The organism is Brevibacterium sp. SIMBA_078 (genome assembly GCF_046534565.1).
Classification (GTDB): domain Bacteria; phylum Actinomycetota; class Actinomycetes; order Actinomycetales; family Brevibacteriaceae; genus Brevibacterium.
Window position 1 is genome coordinate 1 of record NZ_JAWRYQ010000208.1, and the last position, 273, is coordinate 273.

Below are 273 nucleotides of genomic sequence, written 5' to 3' on the forward strand. Positions count from 1 at the left end.
TCTTGCTATATTAAGCTGTGTACTCGCAACAGCGATTTTAACTGCTTTTGGACAAATAACACCTGAATTAGTCGCATTAAAACTCATCATTAGTGCGTTTATACCGGTGTTATTCAGCTATTTAGTTTTTATCGTGTGTTATCACTATTTCGCACGGCATTTTTTTATCTATATATTCGTTTGTAGCTTTTTAACAGCGGGTGTCGTTGCCTGTATTAACATTATAGGTCGGTTTATGGAATGAGTTATATACCAGCTCACGGTCGTTATCTT

General features: G+C 35.9%; 1 protein-coding gene. It reads left to right on the forward strand.

The genetic code is table 11. The features are described 5' to 3' along the window. Positions 1 to 244, forward strand: a 244-nt coding sequence (locus SB749_RS19465) for a hypothetical protein (RefSeq protein ID WP_410711755.1), incomplete at its 5' end; no start/stop codon positions are given. Positions 245 to 273 lie beyond the last annotated feature (29 nt).